Raw genomic sequence first — 15,532 nt, forward strand, 5'->3', positions numbered from 1 at the left:
AATTGATGGCTTATTTTTCGTTTGAACTGTCCGATGCAGACAACCAGCAAGTCGAAAAGCATCTCGCACAATGCCCAGCATGCCATGAGAAAGCCGCTCTCATCGAGCAATTAACGTTAGAATGGCAGCATCCGACAAAAGAAGCACCTGTCGACTTTTCCAAGCAAATTATGCGTCGAACCAGAGCACCGCTGCCTAGGCGAAAGAAAAAGAAGCTCTATTATCAACTTTCCTTTGCTGCGCTTGCCGCACTGTTATTTCTACAATTCAACCTGCCCATGCAAATTATTCAATTCACTGATCAAACAGTCAATGCGGTTCATAGCACATCCAAAAAATTCAATCAAGTGGTTCAACATAAGAAAAATGGCTTTCAAAAAAATATGGAAGAACGAAAGGATGGAGATTTTAAAAAATGAGAACACCTAGAAAATGGATATACTTTTTCGCGCTTATGCCCGGCGCTGGACATTTTTATTTAGAATATATGACGCGAGGTTTACAGCTGATGCTCCTGTTTTTTGGGACCATTTTCATTTCCTCACAGCTTTACGGTGGGTTCCTGTTAATCTTCATTCCGGTCATTTATTTTTACAGTTATTTCGATGCCATCAAGCAGTATCATTGGATTAAAGATACCGGTTTTCGAGAGGATCGGCCAATTATTCCCTGGGAAATAATCACAATCCATCGCCGCTGGGTTGGTTGGGCACTGATTGTTTTTGCCTTTCTAATCGGCTTCAATACTTTCTTCACTGACTTTATCTACACCATTTTCCCCTATGAAATCAGTGACTTTCTCTTTAATTATGGCAGCAAGGTGTTAGCCATCATCATCATCATTATTGTTGGCATCGCGCTGATTCGCAGTGAACGCGATGAAAAAGAAAATTGGCCTGAATAAAAGCTTGGAAGCAGCACCCTCTTACGTGCCGCTTCCAAGCTTTTTATCATTTTTGAAGTTTTGCCTGATATTCCTCAAAAAGGCGATCAAATAACGCCTGATCAAATGTCGTATCTTCTCCCCTGGAAACCTGTTGCATCCTTTGCAAACACATATACCAGCCGGCCAGATCACGCGGTGTATGGGATGTCACGTTTTGAACCTCTTCCGTAAAAATCAGCTTTGTCGTCCCGTCCCTCGTTTCCTCGCTAAGGGCAAAATGCACCCGATCCCGCGCCCAGCCAAATCCCAGCTCACTTTCCTGCTGCAACTGATAAATCGGCATGGCAATCTGTTCTGTATTCGTGCTATTAAAAGCCAGAGAGCCGCCCACTTTAAACTCGGCTACAGAAAGCTCAGGAAACCAGCTCCGCAGTCCTTCCGTTGTAGAAAGGAGCCTCCAACTCGCAGCAAGATCTGTCTCTAAAAGGACGATTGCCTGATAACGTACGCCCGCTCCATTTTTTGCCCACTCAATTTGCATACTCACTCTTTCCCTTCTACAAGAGATTTGTATATGTCCGACCGTTCTCTTTCGATTTATTTTATGGATGCCCGTTTTACGACTATCACAAACCTTCAAAAAAGGCTTTGAACGAAAATGTTTTCTCGTCCAAAGCCTCTTCGATTACTTATTAATAAAATCCTGTACAGCCTGTGCATTGGCATCAATATCAATGCGAAGGACGGATCCAGCACCTGAAATATATTGATTTTCCCAAGAACCGTCGATTGGCACGGTCATCGTTTCAATATCTTTTGTTTTGCCTAGAGCAAAGTCCATGCCAGTTTTGAGAATAAGTCCTGTCGGCAAATCAGTCGATGTATAGCCCTGAATTGTCCCCAAGACACTTGGAAGTTTGAAAATACTCGTTGCGGTAAGTGCCTGTTCTTCCACTGCTTCTAGTACCTGCTGCTGCCGCTGGACTCGGCCGAAATCGCCTTCTGAGTCATGACGGAAACGGGCATATTGCAAGAGTGTCTCGCCGTCCATTGTTTGTTTGCCGGCTTTGATATCTGCATCGATATTTTCCGACATATCTTCTTTTACATCGATCTCAATACCGTCTGGCGCTAAAGTATCGATGATTTTAGGAAAACTTTCAAAATTTACTACGACATAATAATTACAATCAATCCCAAAATTTTCCTTCACTGTTTGTCGAACAAGTTCCGGTCCACCATATGAATAGGCAGCATTGATCTTGTTCTTGCCATGTCCCGGAATATCTACATATGTATCCCGCATTAGTGAAATGAGTTTCGGTGTTTTCGTTTTTGTATTATAACTTGCAATCATCAGTGAATCCGAGCGTCCTTGATCTGAGCCGCGAGAATCGCTTCCCATGAAGAGAATATTCACCACATCTCCACTCGGCTTCGTGCCATTAAATTCAAATTCTTTCATTTGGCTAGCATCCTGAGCTTCTTTTAAGCTGGAGCGATATTGTGTATACTCATAAATCGCAAGTCCTGCGATAGCCAAGACGAGTACTAATAAAATTGTGCCAATGATGCGCCCTATACGGGGCTTTCGTTTTCGCTTGTGTCTTGCCATTTTATTTCACCTCAATTTTTAACTACCACTGTTTCCCAGTAATTATATATTACAATAAAATGACAAAAAGACCGAGTAAAAACCATTTAAGAATTTTTAAAGATTTGAAATAAAAGGATTAAAAACAGTAAAATCTGCTATTATATTTTTAGTACATTGAATGTTTTAAAGGGATTCATCGCTACTTGTTGAAAGATCATCTGAACTGCTTTCATCGCTAGAAGTACTGTCATCTGTTGATCCATCATCCTGCGATGCACCGGAATTTGCGTCAGGCGGCGTCATTTGCCCATTTCCATCTGAGGAACTACCATCGCTACTTCCTGGCATCATTTGACCGTTTTGCTGCATATTCCCCTGCATGTCTGTTGCAGCTGATTTCGCTGTATAAAGTTCATAACTTAAAACGCCAATAATAATAACGGCCAGAGCACTGACAATAATTGTCGCAGTTTTCCAGCGATTAGCAGGTAATTTATTCATAAACAATGACTTCTTTTCCTGATTTTCTTCCATTTTCACATCATCCTTTCGTTAATCACCATGTTATCAGTAAAATAAGAAGAAACTATGAATGTATAAAGAAAAAAATGTAAAAACAGATCGTAATTTCTCACGCGAAACGATACAATATAAGAGTATAAATTATCGTTTTTCGTCAAAAATATATTTATCCAAAAAGAAAGTTGAGGGACTTTTATGATGAGAAAAACAGCAACAAAAAAGCGGACGAGATGGATGATCATTGCTGCAGTTATCGTTCTCCTAGCTGCGGGAGGCATTGTAGCTTATTTCTTCTTAAACGACCAGTCTGAAGCAAAAGATGCCGAAGCGGCTGGCAAGACCTTTACAGAACTATTGGCGAAGGGAAAATATGACAAGCTGGGAGGTGCCGTCACAGCAAAATCTTTGCAAGATGCTGGCTTTACAAAAGCGGCTATGCAAGAAAAATATCAAACTGTTTATGATGGAGTCGGTGTCAAAAACCTTAAAGTTTCCAATTTAAAAACAGCGGAAGACAAGGACGGGCACTATCAGCTTAGTTACGACTTAAATATGGAAACAAGTCTTGGGAAACTTAACACCCAGAAATATCAAACCACGATTTCAAAAGACGGCGACACGATGAAAGTTGATTGGAAGCCTAGTTTGATTTTTCCCGGAATGGTGAAGGATGATAAAGTCCGGATGACGACTGACGAAGCTAAACGTGGCGACATTGTGGACCGAAATGGCATTCCACTGGCGACGATTGGGCAATTCAAAGAAGCGGGCGTTGTACCCGGGCAACTTGGCGATGGGGATGAAAAGACAAAAAACATTCAGACAATCAGTGACAAGCTGGCGATTCCAGTGGATGACATCAACAAAGCGCTTGATCAGGCATGGGTCAAGGCCGACAGCTTTGTCCCCTTAAAAACGATTCTAGATAATGTGATGCCCGAAGCGACCGGCCTGACATATGCCCAGAAAGAACTGCGCACCTATCCGCTTAATGAGGCGGCTGCGCACCTGATCGGCTATGTTGGCGAAGTGAGTGCGGAAGATATTGAAAAGAATCCTTCTCTAAATGTTGGTGACGTGATTGGCAAAACTGGCCTAGAACGCGTCTATGACAAAGACCTGCGCGGCCAAAACGGCGGTGAGATCAAGATTGTCAATGATGCCACAAATAATGCAACAACCCTTCAGAAAGTCGAGCGACAAGACGGGCAAACAGTCAAACTGACTCTTGATGCCGGAATTCAAAAGAAAGCCTTTGACAGCTTGGGCAGCGAAACGGGGGCCGTCACCATGATCAATCCGCAGAATGGCGAACTGCTGGCACTTGTCAGCACGCCCAGCTATGACGCAAATCAAATGACCGCCGGAATCTCATCGGAGGACTATGCAAAATATAACAATGATGAACGCACCCCTTTCTTAGCACGCTATGCCACTCGTTATGCACCGGGGTCGACTTTTAAAACGATTACAGCGGCCATCGGGCTAGACGATGGCATTACCACGCCAGACAAGACACGCTCGATTGAAGGCCTGCAGTGGCAAAAGGATAGCTCATGGGGCAACTATTTTGTGACACGCGTTCATGAGAAAAATCCGGTCAATATGGTGGATGCACTTGTCTACTCAGATAACATCTACTTTGCACAGGAAGGGCTTGAAATCGGCAAGGATAAGCTCGAGGCTGGCTTGAAAAAGTTTGATTTTGGCGAGGAATTCGATCTGCCATTCACGATGGAGCCTGCTCAAATTTCAAATGACGGTTTGAATAGTGAGATCCTGCTGGCCGACACTTCCTACGGGCAAGGTGAGCTACTCATGAGTCCCGTACAACAAGCGGTCGCCTATTCTGCGATTGCCAATAACGGACAGATGCCTTATCCAAAACTTGTTGATGGAGCCAAGCAAGGCGACGCGAAGCAAGCTGTAAAAGCCTCTTCCGCTCAAACAGTTTCCGATGCTTTGAAAAAGACTGTTTCTGACCCCGCCGGTACCGCCCATGGACTGCAAATCGCCGGACACAATGTGGCGGCCAAAACGGGGACAGCCGAACTCAAGCTGAAACAAGGGGAAGACGGGAAAGAAAACGGCTTTGTCTATGCCTATGATGCAGATACGCCGAATTATCTGATGGTCGGCATGATTGAAAATGTAAAAGGTCGTGGCGGCAGTGGCCTTGTGATTGAAAAACTGAAACCAGTCGTTGAAATGATGTATCAAAACTAAAGAAAAACGCGAAAGTCTGCTTTTTTTAGCAAGACTTTCGCGTTTTTTTACGTCGTCCCATCAGGCCTTTAATCAAAAAGACGCCACAGGTTGCCCCGATAAAATCTAGTAGCACATCCTGAACAAGCGGTGTCCGTCCGCCCGTAAACGATTGATGAAATTCATCGCTCGCGGCAAATAGTAGCGGAATCAACAAACTGACGGCCACACACCAGCGTCTGGAACCAAAATAGCTTCTAAAACCGCCATAAAGCAGGCCGCCCATGGCAAAATAGGTTAAAAAGTGCGCGGCTTTCCGAATAAAAAACTCAATAAAACCGCTATAGCCGTCTGCTGCAATGGAAATTTCTTTGCCCGCATAGTTGAAGGAAATAGATTGAAGCTGTTCTTTAAACGGCTCGTCGGCCAGTAGTCGATCTAAAACAGGAATCAGACTTTGCTCCTCATAAGTTTCAGAGGAAGAAGAAAACAGGATGACCATGATCAGACAGACAGCCGCCATGCAAATCCAAAACCATTTTTTCATACTTTTACTCACTTTCTTCTCTTGATTTACCTGTTATTATATCACTTCCTCAAAGAAGCGGTCGATTTATTTTGCGGCGCTTATAGACAAAGAAGAAAACTGCAAGCGGCCACCACATAATGGCGAAAATCGGGTAAATCGCCCAGATCACATTCGGGCTTGTCAACATATTGACGGTGACAAAGAAAACTGCCAGTAGTCCGGCGCCTATAAAGGAAAAAGTCGTTAAATGACGCGGCAATAGCAGCATCACAAGTGGCCAAAACCAGATGGCAAAAACAGGATAGATCCACCACACGGTATCAGTCGTCGCAAAATTAGCAACAATAAAAAAAGTTGTCATCCATAACGCTGCTACAATCGAGAAAGCACGCGGATATTTGGCGAGTCCGACTGAAAGCGGCCACCACATGATGCCAAAAGTCGTAAAGATACTAAACGGAAATGACGGCTCAAAGAAAAGGTTGAGCGCCACATAACTCAGCACAAGCAGAATGCTCCAAAAAAGCGAATAGCCGACAGCCCCGCTTTTCCGACCGCCGAGAATCACAATCGGCCATGCGCACACAGCGGGAATCACATAAAGGATCCACGGATAGTTGGGCGTTTCTAAATAGTTGCTGAATGCCAAAACAGCTAGAAGAAAAAGCGCGGCAATGACCGTGTATAATTTTAGATGCCGATCGCCGCCAAGGATAAAGTATAACGGCGAAAGCAGCAGCAAAGATGTGTAGAGCGCCCAGTGCTGATCGGGAAAAACCAGCAGATTGATTGCGGCTAGGAAAAGGAGCACAAATATCGCACTTACCAGCAGAAAGCCTCTCGTACTTTTATCCATCCTATTTCAACTCCTCTTTTTTGCGGAAATAGTAATAAATCATGGAAAGTGGCCACCAAATGACCCCAAACGCTGGGTAAACAAACCAGATTGTGTTAGGTGTATAATACATGTTGATGAAGATAAATAAAGCGATTAAAAGCAGACTGCCACAAATCGCAAAGCCCATGTTCAACTTCGCAAAGGCAAGCTTTTTACTGCCGCCAATCTGAAGTTCTTCACGAATCTCATCAAAGTCACCGAATTCAATCATCACTTTATTAATCGCATCCTCTTCGGACTTGCCCTGATCCATCAGATCATAGACTTTTTCTTCCATGTCCAGAATGATTTCTTCTCGTACCAGCTGCGCCCGCTCACTGTTTGGCACATCTTCAAATAACTTGTCAACAAAATCATAAATTCTTCTCAACGCTACGTCACTCCTCTAAAAATATATCGATGATTTCTTTAATTTCTTGCCATTCTTCTTTCATTTCGCGAAGGTATGCTTTTCCTAACATCGTCACTTTATAATACTTGCGTTTTCCACCATGGCTGCGATCGCCGTAGTAGCTTTGAATTAGTCCCTTTTTTTCCAAACGCTGAAACACGGCGTATAAAGTAGCTTCTTTGATTTGAAAGCGTCCATCCGTCCGTTCGCTGATTTCTTTTGAGATCTCATAGCCATAGGAATCGTTGTCTGCTAGAATACGCAGAATGATCGAATCCAAATGCCCCCTTAAAATATCGCTGCGGATAAAAAACACCTCCAACTTTAAATTACTCTATCAGATAGAGTTCATTGACTAGTTGCAGTTTATCACTAATTACTCTATCTGTCAAAGTAATTTTAGACGTTTGAGTAAAATCAGACTCGGGAATGAGATAGAAAAAAGAAAAACAGGTGATGATATGTCAAAAATTCAAATTTTCCCAGCTGAAAGTTCAGATATCAAACACTACATTTCTGCCCAAAACCATAAAAACGACCATCATCTTCATTTTTATATGCACTTGTCCAGGCCGCTCGACTGGGTGGCTTTCAAAAAAGCAGTCCTGTCACTTGAGAAAGTATTACCGCAACTGTTCAGCCACTTTAAAGAAACGACTTCCGGCGCATGGTGGCAGGAAAGTGTTTTTGCAGCGGCCGACGTTCTTTTTTATGAGGAAACAGAGGACCCTGATGCAGCCGTTCAGCGTGCCCTCGTTCGCAAGCTCTCGACGGAAAACGGACCCCAGTTTCGCGTGACGGTGATCAGACATCAAGATGCGGAACATGTTGTCTTTATTTTGAATCATATGCTGGCAGATGGGGGCGGCATGAAGGAGCTGCTCTACCATTTGGCGGAGAATTACCGGCGATTTCTGGCCGATCCGGAGGCTGTAATTGAAGAAACGGCTGGATCGCGCAGCTTGAAAGAAGTTTTCGGCCATTTTCAGCTGCTCGACAAGTGGAAAATCATGACGGATACGCAGGAAAATGAGGCGACTGCTCAAAATAATCCTGTTTTGCCGCTAGAGGGAGATGATTTGCGCCCTGTGATTCTGACCCGCACGATTTCTGCTGACACTTTTGGCGTTTTGAAGGCCTATGCAAAGCAGCGCGGTGCCACGATCAACGACCTGCTGTTCGCCGCATTTATTCGGACGCTTTTTCGGAAAACAGACGCGGAACTGATAGATATTGACTGTCCGCTCGACTTGCGGAAATATCTCAACAAGCCGGCTGGCATTGCCAATTTCACCGCCAACCTGCTCTGCACAATGCCCGATCAGCAAAATGCAACTTTTGAAGAAACGCTTCATACCGTCCATCAACAATTCGCCGAGCAAAAGGACAGCTTGAAGCCGCTGCATATTTACTATCTGCTCGACATGATTCATCACGTGTTTCCCTATCCCAGTTTCAAGAAATGGATGGCCAAGCTCTATGACATTCCGACCACCAGTCTGACAAATATTGGCATTATCGACCACGAGCGGCTCGACTTTGGCGACAGTGAAGTCCTAACCTGTTTGATGAACGGTTCGCTTAAGTACGCCCCTTATTTTCAGGTAGCTGCGACTACTTTTAAAAATCAGCTGACCTTATCAACCAATTTACATGCGACTGCAAACGATCAGAAGTGGCTGGAAGCATTTTTGACGGATATGATAGACGAATTCCCGCTTTAAGCAAAAAAAGCAACCATCTCTCGTCAAAATAGAGATGGTTGCTTTGCTACGCGTGTTATTTTACTTCCCGCTCGTTTGTCATGGAAAAATATTGATGTCCGATCGCAGGTGCCCCGTTTAGTAGCTCGTTCACTGTGACGAACTGGTAGCCTTGCTCCTGCAGTTTTTTCAGCGTCTGCTCTAGGCTGTCTGCTGTAAACTGGTGGCTGTCATGCATTAAAACGATCGCGCCATCATCGGCATGTTTCAAAACACTATTGGTGATCTTCGCCGCATTCTTAATTTTCCAGTCCTCCGTATCGACACTCCACTGGATGATTGGCAGCCCAATCGTGGCAGCCGTTTCTTTATTAACCGCGCCATAAGGTGGACGAACACTGTCGGGAAAATGCCCGGTTTGTTCATAAACGATCATTTGCGTGGACAAGATTTGCTGGGCGACCTCCTCTTTGGACAGCTTGGTCAACTGCGGATGGTTCCAGGAATGATTCCCGATCTGATGCCCCGCCTCAAGCGTTTTTTGAACGATCCCTGGATTTTTCTGCACTTCCTTGCCGACCACAAAAAAAGTCGCCTTTGCATGATACTTCTCCAGCATGGCTAAAATTTGCGGCGTCGTTTTGGCATTCGGACCGTCATCAAAAGTCAGGGCAATTTTTTTGGCCGTGGCAGGCGGATTGGATCCTGTTTGCGCCACATTTTGCGGTAAGAATTTTTCATTGATATAGCCTGCAAAATGATCGAGCGGAACAGCCGCTTCTTGCAGTTCTGGAAAACCAGGTACGTCGACCGGAATTACCAGTTGATCATTTGTCAGCCGAAAATTCGTCGTATGTAAATCGGTTGGATATTGAACTTTTTCGAGGACGCTCAGTTGATCAAGCGGAATTTTTTTGGATGCCATGAGTGTCTCCTGCATGGCTGTTCGCAGTTCCGTCGCCGCATCTGGACGATTTTGAACAACTGCTGAAAGCCTTAGCAAATCTCCCGTATCGGCGTCCATAACCAGATTTTTACCGATTGGACGATCCTTTTGCTTGCGGAGTTGATGATCTTTTTTAGCATAGGTTTCCTGATGTAGCGTGTAACTGTATGTATGCCTGCCGTTTTCAAATTTCTTAAATGTATAAAAAATCAGCTCATCTTTTGCCATATTCTTAGAAGACGCCCGTTCAGCTTTTGCCGCATGCAAAACTTCCTGTTCGATATTCTGGTGATCCGTCTCGTCTTTTATTGTCGGCAAATAAGCCACTATTTCTGTCTTGCCTATTTTTTTCGATACTTTTTTGTAATGGTCTTTGCCGATTTGCTGTTGCATCCGTTGGTTCACATCAGCTTTTACTTGTTCAATCGATGCAGTGTACTCTTTTTGATGATAGATTTTCAGTGCTGCAAAACTGCCCGACAAAAGAAGAATAACTGATAGAGCTGCTAGTAAAATGCCTTTCTTCACGTTAACACCTCTCTAGATGGCCTTCCCCTGCCTCTAAACCTCATTATACAGATTTCAGTGATAACTTCTAGCATTTTTAGGTAAAAATTTGAATTTCTTATCCTTTTGTTCGCCAAAAATTGGCAACCGTTCCACTTTCCATCGCCTGTAAAAACTTCCGTCGAATCAGCGGATAGGAGGCGGACAAATCATTGACCAGCTTTTTCATTTCCTCACGCGTGGTCTTTTTGTCAACTGGACATGGATTATGAATGACTGGCAGTGCCATTCGCTCTACAAACCGAATAATTTCCTGCTCCTCCGCATAAATCATCGGCCGAATCAGCGTGACTTCCGTGCGAGACAAATAGCTGCTCGGTTCAAAGCTTTCCATTCGCCCGTGGATCAAAAAATTCATCAAAAAAGTTTCCAGCGCATCGTCCAAATGGTGACCCAGCGCAACCTTTGTGCAGCCGAGCTCCCGGGCCCGATTGTACAGAATCCCCCGCCGCAGATTGGCACAAAGCGAGCAAGGATTTTTTTCCTGTCGAATATCAAAGACCACCTTGGCAATATCCGTCGGCACAATGTCGAGCGCATAGCCCAGTTCCGCACAAAAAGCTTCGAGCGGCGCCAAATCCATCTCCATGCCCATATCTAAAATAATCGGTTTGATCGTAAAATGATAGCCCATCCGCTTCTGCTTATTGATCGTATCCAGCAAATAAAGCAGCGTTGTCGAATCCTTCCCGCCGGACAACCCAACAGCCACCTGCTCGCCCGGCTGAATCATTTGATAATTTGCCACCGCATGAATGACCGGATTGAAAAGTTTGCGGTTATCTGTTTTCTTACTCGCCATCATCGTATCCCCTTTCAAAATTAGCACGTTCATTATAGCACAAGAGAAAAGATTCCCCACATTCAATAAAAAACCATCCACCAATTATCTTCCATTAGCAGATGGCTTTCTCAACTATTTTTTCTCAAACAATACATATTTCACTTGTCTATTTTCTCTCTGCTGCGCATGTACAGCAATTGGTTGATAGTTTTCATGAAGAATTTCTGGCCCTATCTCATCAACTTCATCATTAATATCTCCACCAACTACTACAAAATCAACTTTCTTCTCTTTTATATAACGGTTTTGTTCATCCAAGTTTGTTGGATATACATCATAAGGAATATTCACTACTTCAAAGAAACGAACATTCGGTGTTATCCCTGCCTCTAAATAAAAACCATAGTCAATATTTCCGTAATTAAGTAAAGTAGGATTTTCCTTTTTATTATTCATAATTTCAGCAAATTCCACTTGTGCTGGTACCTTGGCGTTAGGAGTAGTATTATCCTTGTTAGGGAGTTGAACAGTTACGTTATTAGGGAAAAACTTAGAATAAATAATATTGTCGTTTACCAAAAAAGTCATCATCAAACCTAACACGAATGTAATGGTTAAATACGAGAAAAAATGATGCTTTGTCATTTTTATATTTGTTTTTTTCTGTAGTATTACAAATATGGACAATATACCAATCAATGCAAATGGTGCCAAAATCAATACATAATAGATATATGTTTTTCCTCCATAAAAAGCAAAAAAACTTGTCCCTAAAAACATTGAAAAGAGTAACATACGCAGATGGATTTTTTTAGCTAACTTATCACTATAAAGAACCGTGCCCATTCCAATCATTACACCCAGAAACAGCAAAAGATTATTTTTAAAATAATTAAACAAAATGACAAAGCTATTAAAGAATTTCCCGATCATTGTAATATCTGGTGGATACATAAACATATTAAATAAGAAATATACCTTAATCATATCCCCTATAGCCCCATGTATACCAAAATAAACAAGCCAAGGAAGACTTATTGCTATAAAACCAAGAGAGCTGTATAAAACGGCCTTAAAAAATCCTGAAAAATCTTTTTTGATGAGTAAGTATAAACCAATAAAGATAAAAAAGATAATCCATGCACCAATTAAGGTATATTTCATCCAGAATACTGCACCCATTAAAATGCCTTGTATAAAATATTCCATCGGTGTAATCTGAATCTTATTTCGTTCTTTACATAACTTAAAAACCAAGTAAAGCAATCCCATTAAAAATGGAAGAGCGAATTCCTCCGCACTATCTCCAAATTTAAAATAATTCCGGCTAAGAAGTAATGCCGGTGTCAAAAAAGTGATTAATAACGATACATTGGGGTTTAAATATAATCGACTTATTTTATAAAACAAAAAGAGAGTAATACTCAAACTTATACTTTCTATAATATATACACCAAAAAAACTTGTTGGACTAATTATGTAGGCAATTGCATGCAATAAATATAAAAGCGGACCTTTTTGCTCAAACAAATCTTGATAAGGGACTAATCCATGCACCATACCTTTTCCCATTGTAAAAAAAGCATTGGAATCTACCCAATCATTAAAAAAATATAACGGAGAAGACTTTGAGAAGATCAACATTGCAATAAGACTAAAAACTAAGAGAATGATATACTGCGGAGAAATTTTGAATCTCCTTCTTTTTAACTTTAAACGACTTTGGTCCATTCTTTCTCTCCTTTATTTTCAACGTTCATTTATCTATTTTTCATATGGACAACACTCCACATTGTTTTATTATAATATAAATGTCAATTGATTAGAAGATTATTTTTTGATTTGTATTTTTTCTAGACCTAATCGCTAAGTTTTCATTTAATCGGTCATTCGCTTAAGTTGTTACACACACAAATTATTAGTGTAAGACGAACTAATAATTAAACACTTTATGGTTTCTTTACTATTTAACCCCCTCCGAACCAGAGGCAAGTATTCCTGTCAAAAAATATAGCACTTCTACACCTACCACTATTACGACAGTTGTCAACCTCTTTAATCACTTCATCCTATTATTCACGTCAACTAATTGATGGCTACTCTGCTTCTCTTTTAACAAATATCCTTGTGTCAATTGCATATTTTCAATTGCCCGAGAAGAAGTTTAAAAGCAGAATATAGAAATAACCGATAAAATAGCAAACTTATTTAAAGGTCTTTCAATAATTTTTTTTAAGAATATAACACTTGTCAATAGTACAATTAATCTTAATAAAAACGTTTCCGAAAGAATAGTATCATTTAAGTTAATAAATGATTCGCTACTAAGATTCTTATCATTTTTTATAATACCTGATAAGAACATTTGAAATGTAATTATCAAAAAACAGCCTAAATTAATTATTCCACAAATGATGTTTAGAAAATATTTTTTCTTTTTTATTCCCACTTAAGAAGTGTATTTTTGATTAATCCACTATTGCTTATACGTAAATCCACACAAAAAGGCACAAAAAAGTGGGAGCTTTTTTTGTGCCTTCATATAGTTAACCGAAAAATCGGCGACTACCATTTGTGAAAACATTCACTTGTACAGTATAACATATTTCTGAAAATTTTCTATGCGTTTTTATCATTTCTTGACAAAATCAGCCTAGCGCAACGTCCAGCACCATCATCACTGCAAAACCGACCATTGTTGCGGCTGTCGCCAAATCGGTCGAGCCTTCCACCTGTGATTCAGGAATGAGCTCTTCAATAACCACGAAAACCATTGCCCCAGCAGCAAACGCCAACGCATACGGCAAAATCGGTGTCACAAAAACCACCAGCAGCGCCCCAATTACGGCAAAAATCGGCTCGACTACTGCCGAAAGCTGGCCATACCAAAAGCTCTTGGCCCGGCTGAGTCCCTCACCTCGTAGTGGAATCGAAACGGCCGCACCTTCCGGGAAGTTCTGAATGCCAATCCCTAGTGCGAGCACGCATGCTGTGACAAATAGTTCCGTATTGCCCGATGCAATGGCGCCGAATGCCACCCCCACCGCGGCACCTTCCGGAATATTATGAATCGTGATCGACAGGACGAGCAGAATACTTTTGCGCAGCTTGGTTTTCGGCCCCTCTTTTTCCTGCTCTGGAAAGCCTAGATGCAGATGGGGGATCAAACGGTCGACCAGACGCAAAAACACGCCGCCTAAAATAAATCCGACAAGTGCCGGTATAAATGAAAAACGCCCCATGCCACTGCTCATCTCAATCGCGGGACTAAGCAGTGACCAGAAGCTTGCTGCAAGCATGACACCTGCCGCAAATCCCAGCATGACATTTGCCATACGCTGGTTTAAATTTTTGAAAAAGAAAACCAGTGCCGCTCCAAGCGCCGTACATCCCCATGTGAAGATCCCGGCAAAAAGCGCAAGCAGCACTGGATTTAAACTCGCCAAATAGTCTAACAATTGTAATCTCCCTTTTATTTATTTTTAAAGCCGCGTTTGAGGCCTTTCGCAAATGAACCGGTTGTCAACACAGCAATTTTCGCCAGCTGGACGGAACCATATGCCGCAATCTTGGCAACATCCCCTACCACTTCACCGGCTTTTCCTGCAACTTCCCCAACTTCTCGACCAATTTTCTCGCCAACTTGCGCTACTTTTTCCTGATCGACTTTTTCAAATTCCATTTTATCCGTCATCATTTCCCCTCCGTTCTCTTTTCGTTAATCTTATGATAGCTGAATGAAAGCGATTATTCAACCCTTCTCAATTTCAGTCAAATGGCGTATACTAAGCGTGTAAAACTTCTAGACGAAAGGATGAGCTACTTTGCACAAAAACGATGCTGAACTTGCCAAACTTGCTTTTACCATCTCAGGAAGTTGCTTTCTTCTGGCAGTGATCAGCTCCATCGCCTTTCAATTTGCTCCCAGTGGCACGCTTTCAGAAAACAGCTCGCTTTATTTACTTTTCCGTCTGCTCACGGGAATTTTTCTGATTACACTTTTTCTGGGCATCCTCTTTAGCGCCCTCCATGCAAAAAAACATTCCTAACAAAAAGACCGCTACTCCTTGAACCGTGCTCACTTTTAGCACATGTTTCAAAGAATCAGCGGTCTTTCTTAATTTGCCTCAAAGTTTAGATCGACACCCGGCTCATCAAACGCAATTTCCGTTACCTCATAAGTCAGACGACGAATATAGGAAATCAGCGGCGATGAAAGTTCCCGCACGACCTCTTTATCGATCTCCGTTGCTGTTCCAAAAAAGTCGACTACCTGAACCAGACGGCTGATTTTTCCGTCGATTTTAAAACGCGGCAGGATGAGCTCGAAAGGAACTTCCACTTTGTAAATCTTCCCGTCTTTCATAATCGATTGATTTTCCTCAGTTGGTTCGACTTCATTTATATCAACTCGAATCGTCGGCTGAACCTCTTTTGGCGCCTCCAGATGTGTTTCAAAATTAAATTTTTCTACGATGATTTGATTGACCTTGACTTCCACAAA

The 15,532-nt window shown here is 42.2% G+C and carries 18 protein-coding genes; 5 read left to right on the forward strand and 13 right to left on the reverse strand.

The features are described from left to right. The first annotated feature begins 5 nt into the window (after nucleotides 1-5). Together CS921_RS13130 and CS921_RS13135 are read left to right on the forward strand one after the other, a co-directional pair. On the forward strand, nucleotides 6-419 hold the full coding sequence (locus CS921_RS13130; protein WP_162921772.1) for an anti-sigma factor family protein: 414 nt from the start codon (nucleotides 6-8) through the stop codon (nucleotides 417-419). Beyond that, nucleotides 416-904: a hypothetical protein gene (locus tag CS921_RS13135; protein ID WP_099224628.1), complete on the forward strand. Its 489-nt coding sequence runs from the start codon at nucleotides 416-418 to the stop codon at nucleotides 902-904. The genes CS921_RS13130 and CS921_RS13135 overlap by 4 nt, the downstream gene beginning before the upstream one ends. A 46-nt stretch (nucleotides 905-950) precedes the next feature. Here CS921_RS13135 and CS921_RS13140 read toward each other — a convergent pair whose 3' ends face one another. The 3 genes from CS921_RS13140 to CS921_RS13150 all read right to left on the reverse strand — a co-directional run bounded on the left by CS921_RS13140 (nucleotide 951) and on the right by CS921_RS13150 (nucleotide 2,984). After that, nucleotides 951-1,433: an SRPBCC family protein gene (locus tag CS921_RS13140; protein ID WP_162921773.1), complete on the reverse strand. Its 483-nt coding sequence runs from the start codon at nucleotides 1,431-1,433 to the stop codon at nucleotides 951-953. Nucleotides 1,434-1,571: 138 nt separating this feature from the next. Continuing rightward, nucleotides 1,572-2,501 carry an LCP family protein gene (locus tag CS921_RS13145; protein ID WP_099224632.1) on the reverse strand — a complete coding sequence of 310 codons (930 nt, stop codon included), beginning with the start codon at nucleotides 2,499-2,501 and terminating at the stop codon, nucleotides 1,572-1,574. A gap of 165 nt (nucleotides 2,502-2,666) precedes the next feature. Then, nucleotides 2,667-2,984, reverse strand: a complete 318-nt coding sequence (locus CS921_RS13150) for a hypothetical protein (RefSeq protein ID WP_240422365.1) — start codon at nucleotides 2,982-2,984, stop codon at nucleotides 2,667-2,669. Between the two features lie 219 nt (nucleotides 2,985-3,203). On the opposite strand from CS921_RS13150, the gene pbp4 reads away from it, so the two are divergent. Continuing rightward, nucleotides 3,204-5,231 (forward strand): penicillin-binding protein PBP4(5), encoded by a 2,028-nt coding sequence (pbp4, locus tag CS921_RS13155; protein ID WP_099224677.1) that lies wholly within the window; start codon nucleotides 3,204-3,206, stop codon nucleotides 5,229-5,231. A gap of 25 nt (nucleotides 5,232-5,256) precedes the next feature. Here the strand turns inward: pbp4 and CS921_RS13160 are convergent, their stop codons facing one another. From CS921_RS13160 to CS921_RS13175, 4 genes are read right to left on the reverse strand one after another with little or no spacing between them, the layout of a single operon-like run. Further along, entirely contained in the window at nucleotides 5,257-5,757 is a 501-nt protein-coding gene (locus tag CS921_RS13160) for a VanZ family protein (protein ID WP_099224636.1), read from the reverse strand. 49 nt (nucleotides 5,758-5,806) lie between these two features. After that, nucleotides 5,807-6,595 (reverse strand): hypothetical protein, encoded by a 789-nt coding sequence (locus CS921_RS13165; RefSeq protein WP_099224638.1) that lies wholly within the window; start codon nucleotides 6,593-6,595, stop codon nucleotides 5,807-5,809. A 1-nt stretch (nucleotide 6,596) separates the two neighbouring features. Further along, on the reverse strand, nucleotides 6,597-7,007 hold the full coding sequence (locus tag CS921_RS13170) for a permease prefix domain 1-containing protein (protein WP_099224640.1): 411 nt from the start codon (nucleotides 7,005-7,007) through the stop codon (nucleotides 6,597-6,599). Between the two features lie 7 nt (nucleotides 7,008-7,014). Beyond that, nucleotides 7,015-7,308 (reverse strand): PadR family transcriptional regulator, encoded by a 294-nt coding sequence (locus CS921_RS13175; RefSeq protein WP_240422366.1) that lies wholly within the window; start codon nucleotides 7,306-7,308, stop codon nucleotides 7,015-7,017. 181 nt (nucleotides 7,309-7,489) lie between these two features. On the opposite strand from CS921_RS13175, the gene CS921_RS13180 reads away from it, so the two are divergent. Next, nucleotides 7,490-8,752 (forward strand): module of peptide synthetase, encoded by a 1,263-nt coding sequence (locus CS921_RS13180; protein WP_099224642.1) that lies wholly within the window; start codon nucleotides 7,490-7,492, stop codon nucleotides 8,750-8,752. A 55-nt stretch (nucleotides 8,753-8,807) separates the two neighbouring features. Here the strand turns inward: CS921_RS13180 and CS921_RS13185 are convergent, their stop codons facing one another. From CS921_RS13185 to CS921_RS13205, 5 genes are all read right to left on the reverse strand, one after another. Further along, nucleotides 8,808-10,205 carry a polysaccharide deacetylase family protein gene (locus tag CS921_RS13185; protein WP_099224644.1) on the reverse strand — a complete coding sequence of 466 codons (1,398 nt, stop codon included), beginning with the start codon at nucleotides 10,203-10,205 and terminating at the stop codon, nucleotides 8,808-8,810. Nucleotides 10,206-10,302: 97 nt separating this feature from the next. Then, complete coding sequence (locus CS921_RS13190) at nucleotides 10,303-11,046, reverse strand: tRNA 2-thiocytidine biosynthesis TtcA family protein (protein ID WP_099224681.1); 744 nt, start codon at nucleotides 11,044-11,046, stop codon at nucleotides 10,303-10,305. Nucleotides 11,047-11,160: 114 nt separating this feature from the next. Further along, nucleotides 11,161-12,759 (reverse strand): ArnT family glycosyltransferase, encoded by a 1,599-nt coding sequence (locus CS921_RS13195; protein WP_099224646.1) that lies wholly within the window; start codon nucleotides 12,757-12,759, stop codon nucleotides 11,161-11,163. 917 nt (nucleotides 12,760-13,676) lie between these two features. After that, the gene (locus CS921_RS13200; RefSeq protein ID WP_099224648.1) at nucleotides 13,677-14,486 is read right to left on the reverse strand and encodes a ZIP family metal transporter; all 810 of its coding nucleotides are present in this window, start codon (nucleotides 14,484-14,486) and stop codon (nucleotides 13,677-13,679) included. 14 nt (nucleotides 14,487-14,500) lie between these two features. After that, the gene (locus CS921_RS13205) at nucleotides 14,501-14,722 is read right to left on the reverse strand and encodes a hypothetical protein (RefSeq protein WP_099224650.1); all 222 of its coding nucleotides are present in this window, start codon (nucleotides 14,720-14,722) and stop codon (nucleotides 14,501-14,503) included. A 130-nt stretch (nucleotides 14,723-14,852) separates the two neighbouring features. On the opposite strand from CS921_RS13205, the gene CS921_RS13210 reads away from it, so the two are divergent. Then, entirely contained in the window at nucleotides 14,853-15,077 is a 225-nt protein-coding gene (locus tag CS921_RS13210) for a hypothetical protein (protein ID WP_099224652.1), read from the forward strand. 68 nt (nucleotides 15,078-15,145) lie between these two features. Here CS921_RS13210 and CS921_RS13215 read toward each other — a convergent pair whose 3' ends face one another. Then, nucleotides 15,146-15,529, reverse strand: coding sequence for a DUF1149 family protein (locus CS921_RS13215; RefSeq protein WP_099224654.1), 384 nt, complete (start codon nucleotides 15,527-15,529; stop codon nucleotides 15,146-15,148). Nucleotides 15,530-15,532: the final 3 nt, after the last annotated feature.

This window comes from Listeria costaricensis (genome assembly GCF_900183385.1).
GTDB classification, from domain to species: Bacteria; Bacillota; Bacilli; order Lactobacillales; family Listeriaceae; genus Listeria; species Listeria costaricensis.